General features: G+C 72.6%; 5 protein-coding genes, 1 tRNA gene and 1 pseudogene. 2 read left to right on the forward strand and 5 right to left on the reverse strand.

Annotated features, from left to right (window positions below; genetic code table 11):
* A partial coding sequence (locus tag KBX39_RS24270) for an MFS transporter (protein ID WP_210872668.1) occupies positions 1 to 651 on the reverse strand: 651 nt, incomplete at its 3' end.
* A 110-nt stretch (positions 652 to 761) separates the two neighbouring features.
* Between KBX39_RS24270 and KBX39_RS24275 the strand changes: the two genes are divergently transcribed.
* Positions 762 to 1235, forward strand: coding sequence for a hypothetical protein (locus KBX39_RS24275; RefSeq protein WP_233514733.1), 474 nt, complete (start codon positions 762 to 764; stop codon positions 1233 to 1235).
* Positions 1236 to 1294: 59 nt separating this feature from the next.
* Here the strand turns inward: KBX39_RS24275 and KBX39_RS24280 are convergent, their stop codons facing one another.
* The 4 genes from KBX39_RS24280 to KBX39_RS24295 all read right to left on the reverse strand — a co-directional run bounded on the left by KBX39_RS24280 (position 1295) and on the right by KBX39_RS24295 (position 4355).
* On the reverse strand, positions 1295 to 2398 hold the full coding sequence (locus tag KBX39_RS24280) for a calcium:proton antiporter (RefSeq protein ID WP_043330855.1): 1104 nt from the start codon (positions 2396 to 2398) through the stop codon (positions 1295 to 1297).
* Positions 2399 to 2475: 77 nt separating this feature from the next.
* Positions 2476 to 3150, reverse strand: a complete 675-nt coding sequence (locus tag KBX39_RS24285) for an HAD family hydrolase (RefSeq protein ID WP_210872670.1) — start codon at positions 3148 to 3150, stop codon at positions 2476 to 2478.
* Between the two features lie 82 nt (positions 3151 to 3232).
* Positions 3233 to 3309 (reverse strand) — tRNA-Pro (locus KBX39_RS24290).
* 152 nt (positions 3310 to 3461) lie between these two features.
* Positions 3462 to 4355, reverse strand: a complete 894-nt coding sequence (locus KBX39_RS24295; RefSeq protein ID WP_043327854.1) for a metallophosphoesterase — start codon at positions 4353 to 4355, stop codon at positions 3462 to 3464.
* Positions 4356 to 4380: 25 nt separating this feature from the next.
* On the opposite strand from KBX39_RS24295, the pseudogene KBX39_RS24300 reads away from it, so the two are divergent.
* Positions 4381 to 4459: pseudogene (locus tag KBX39_RS24300) on the forward strand (GatB/YqeY domain-containing protein); the annotation flags it as partial.

The raw sequence follows: 4459 nt of genomic DNA on the forward strand, positions 1-4459 counted from the left end.
GTCCCGCAGCACCGTGAGGTAGCCGCCGGTCCTCCGATCGGCGGCCGTCGCCCCCGTGGCCGCGACCGGCCGGCGCCCCACGTGCGGCAGCGTCAGCAGGATCAGCGCCGGCGTCAGGTAGCTCACCGCGTCCAGCAGGTAGATCACCTCGAACGTGACCGGACGGGCCACGTCGACCACCGCGCCGGAGATCAGGCCGCCCGTGCCGATACCGAGGTTGAGCAGCGCGAAGTTGAGCCCGAAGACGCGCTGCCGCTCGCCGTCGTCGGTGAGCGAGGCGAGGATCGTGTTCTGCCCGGCCCAGATCGCCGAGCTGCCGACGGCGATGAGCGTCATCACGCCGAACGCCGAGGCGGTCGAGTCGACGAGCGCCAGTGAGCCGACGCCGATCGCCTCGATCACCAGGCAGGGCAACACGACCCGGCGCGCGCCGAAGCGGTCGATGAACGTGCCGGCCAGCGGCGAGAGCGCCAGCGTGACCGCGCCGAACCAGCCGATCACCAGCCCGGCCCGGGTGTCGGTCAGGCCGCGTACGTCGGTGAGGTAGATGAACAGGAACGGCAGGGTGAGGCCGCGCCCGACCGCGGAGAACAGCGTGCCGAGCAGGATCCGGCGGGCTTCGGGACGGGCGGGCAGGGCGCGGCGCAGCATGGCAGGGATTCTGTGCTTCGGGTACGACTCTCGCGACCCGTTTACCCCTTACACACGCGGTCGCTGGGCCGGAAGGTGAGCGAACACACGTGCTCTGCCATGCTGACCCGGTGACGACGACCTGGCGGCACCTGCCCGCACCGGCCCGCGAGATCGCCGAGACGGCCACCGACGCGGTGGGCGCCGCGCAGGCCCGCGACGCCGAGACGTACGCCCCGGCCGTCGAGCGGCTGGCCACCGCCGACCGGTCCGGGCTTGTGCTCGGCGGTGTGGTCCGGCTGCTGCTGGAGGAGGGGCATCCGGACGGGCTGGACGGCGACGACGTACGCCAGGTGCTGGAACAGTGCGTGCGGTCGGCGGCGGCCTGGTGGCCCGACGTCGACCCGCACGTGCTGCTGGTGCTGCTGGCCGGGGCGCTCGGCGTCTACGACCCCGGTGACGACGAGAACCCGCCCGGCCCGGCGGCGGTCGCCCGGCACGCCCCGCTGCTCGTGGCCGACCTGCTGGCGGTCACCGGACGACCGTTCGCCGAGTACCTGACCGCCGCGTTCGCCGAGGTGGCGCGCACGGAGACGCACGACTGACGGACCCGTTGGCCGGCGGCTGGCGCGTCGGTTTACGGGCCCGCGGCTGGCGCGTCGGCCTACGGGCTCGCGGCCAGGAAGACGAACGCGGCGAGCAGCACCAGGTGCACGCCACCCTGGAGCACTGTGGCCCGGCCCGGCACCACGGTGAGCACCGCTGTCACAGCGGTCAGCGCCAGCAGCGTCATCTGGGTGCCGCCCAGGCCCAGCATCAGCGGCCCGTCCAGCCAGATCGAGGCGATCGCGATGGCCGGGATGGTCAGGCCGATGCTGGCCATGGCCGAGCCGAGCGCGAGGTTGAGGCTGATCTGCACGCGGTCCCGCCGGGCCGCCCGGGCGGCGGCGAGCGTCTCCGGCAGCAGCACCAGCAGCGCGATGACCACGCCGACGAACGCCTGCGGCAGGTTCGCCGCGCTGACCGCGGTCTCGATCGCCGGGGAGATCGTCTTCGCGTCGCCGACCACCGCGACGAGCGCCACCACCAGCAGCGCCAGGCTGGCCAGGGCGGTACGTGTGGACGGCGGCTCGGCGTGGCCGTCGCCGGTCTTGTCCTCGGCGAGGATGCTGCCCTCCTGGGTGACCGGGAGGAAGTAGTCGCGGTGCCGGCCGGTCTGCACCATCACGAACAGCAGATAGAGGGCCAGCGAGGCGACCGCCGCGAAGGCGAGCTGGGCGGGGGAGAACTCCGGACCCGGCCGGCTCGTGGTGAACGTCGGCACCACCATGCTGAGCGTGGCGAGCGTCGCCACCGTCGCCAGCGCCCCTCCGGTGCCCTCCGGATTGAACACCGCCACCTGCCGGCGCAGCGCGCCGAGCAGCAGCGACAGGCCGAGGATGCCGTTGCAGGTGATCATGACGGCGGCGAAGACGGTGTCCCGCGCCAGCGCCTGCGTCTTGTCCCCACCGCTGATCATCAGCGTGACGATCAGACCGACTTCGATCACGGTGACCGCCACCGCCAGCACGAGCGAGCCGTACGGCTCACCGACCTTGTGCGCCACCACCTCGGCGTGGTGTACGGCCGCCAGCACAGCCGCCGCGAGCAGGGCCGCCACCACGAAGATGAGCGGGCCGGGCAGCTCCCGTCCCCAGGTCATCACGAGCACGAGCACGGCGACCAGGGGCGCGACGGTGGTCCAATCGGTCAGGCGGGATCGGATCATCGGCGGCATGCGCATAACTTTGCCAGGCGGCAGGGTCGACGCCGCGTGGCGGGGTGGCTTCGGGCAGTCCTGTCGATCTATTCGGTCGAGGCCGGTTGCTCCACATGGGTGGGCAGGTCACGGAGGTCCGCGATCACCGGTCCGATCCAGCCGGGATCGGTGTCCTGGTGCTCGGTGGTCCGCAGCACCGTCATGCCGACCGCCGCCGCGCCGGCCAGTTCGCCGTCCGCACCGTCGCCCACGTAGACGCATTCCGCCGGCGCGACGCCCAGGCGCTGCGCGGCGGTGCGGTAGATCGCCGGGTCCGGCTTGGCCAGCCCGACCGCGCTGGAGAAGACCGCGACGTCGAAGCGCCGGGCGAGTGGGCCGGCCGCCCACGCCTCGGCGGTCTCGGAAGTGGCATTGCTGATCAGGGCCAGCCGGTGGCCGCGCTCGCGCAGCGCGTCGAGCACGTCCAGGGTGCCGACCGGGACGCGGCCCAACACGCGGCGGGCCAGCGCACGCCGATGCGCGGCGGCGCGGCTTACCTGCTCGTCCGTCGGCGAGCCGCCGAGGCGTTCGGCGAGGATGCGGACGGTCTCCTCCGCGCTCCACCGGACGAGCCGGTCCCGCCAGGTCGCGTGGTACGCGGCGACGAGCGCCGCCGGAGCCACCCCGACCAGGAGCGCCATCTCGCCGACCACCCGGTCCCGCTCGTCGTCGGCGCCGTGGACCAGGGTGTGGAAGAGGTCGAAGACGACCGGCCGTGGCATGCCGGGATCCTACTGCGAGGGTGATCACGGTTGGGGAAACGCAGAGGGCACATCCGATGGATCGGATGTGCCCTCTTACCTCTGGTCGGGGTGGCCGGATTCGAACCGACGACCTCTTCGTCCCGAACGAAGCGCGCTACCAAGCTGCGCCACACCCCGAGGCGTGCCGACAAATAGTAGCCCACCCGCCCGCACGGTCAAACTCGGTACCCCCCGCTCCGCGCGGGCGGCAGATCTTGGTACGAACCGGCCCTCGGAGGGGCGGGCGCGTACCAAGATCTGCCGGGAAGCGGGGACGCCGGGCGGCGGGGTCAGCGGGAGATCAGCGTGAGGATGCTGGCCTCGGGGGGGCAGGCGAAGCGGATGGGGGCGGTGGGGTGGGTGCCGAGGCCGGCGGAGACGTGCAGCCACGAGTCCGAGCCGGGCCAGCGGTGCAGTCCGCGCGCCATCGAGCGGGGCAGCCCGCAGTTGGTGACCAGCGCGCCGTACCCGGGCACGCACACCTGGCCGCCGTGGGTGTGCCCGGCGAGCAGCAGGCCGAAGCCGTCGGCCGCCATCCGGTCCAGCACCGCGGGCTCGGGGGAGTGGGACAGCGCGATCGACAGCGCCGCGTCGCCGCTGACCGGGCCGGCCACGGCGTCGTAGTCGTCCCGTTCGATGTGCGGGTCGTCCACGCCGACCAGCTCGATCTCCCGCCCGCCGGCCTTGAGCGAGGTGCGTGCGTTGTTCATGTCGACCCAGCCGGCGCCGGTGAGGATGTCGCGTAGTTCCTCGTACGGCAGGGGCGTGCCCTCGGTGTACTCCCGGTCGGGCAGGAAGTAGGTGAAGGGGTTCTTCAGGACCGGGCCGGTGTAGTCGTTGGAGCCGAAGACGAACGCGCCGGGCAGGTCGAGCAGCGGTTGCAGCGCGCGCAGCACGCCCGGCACCGACTCCGGGTGGGCCATGTTGTCGCCGGTGACCACGACCAGGTCCGGGTCGAGCGCGGCCAGCGAGGCCACCCAGTCCTGCTTGCGCCGCTGGGCGGGCATCATGTGCAGGTCCGAGAGGTGCAGCACCCGCAGCGGTTCGGCGTCGGTCGGGAGCACCGGCACGTCGTACCGGCGCAGGGTGAACATGTTGCGCTCGATGAGCGACGCGTACGCGAGGGTGGCCGCCCCGGCGGCGACGGTTCCGGCCGCGAGACGGAATAGTGTGCGCTTTCGCATGGCGTTCAGGGTAGTTTCACCGTCCATGAGCACGCTGAAGGACCGTCTCACCGCCGACATGCGCGCCGCCCTGAAGGCGCGCGACGAGCTGACCACCTCCACGC

Source organism: Micromonospora sp. D75 (genome assembly GCF_018070405.1).
Classification (GTDB): domain Bacteria; phylum Actinomycetota; class Actinomycetes; order Mycobacteriales; family Micromonosporaceae; genus Micromonospora; species Micromonospora chalcea.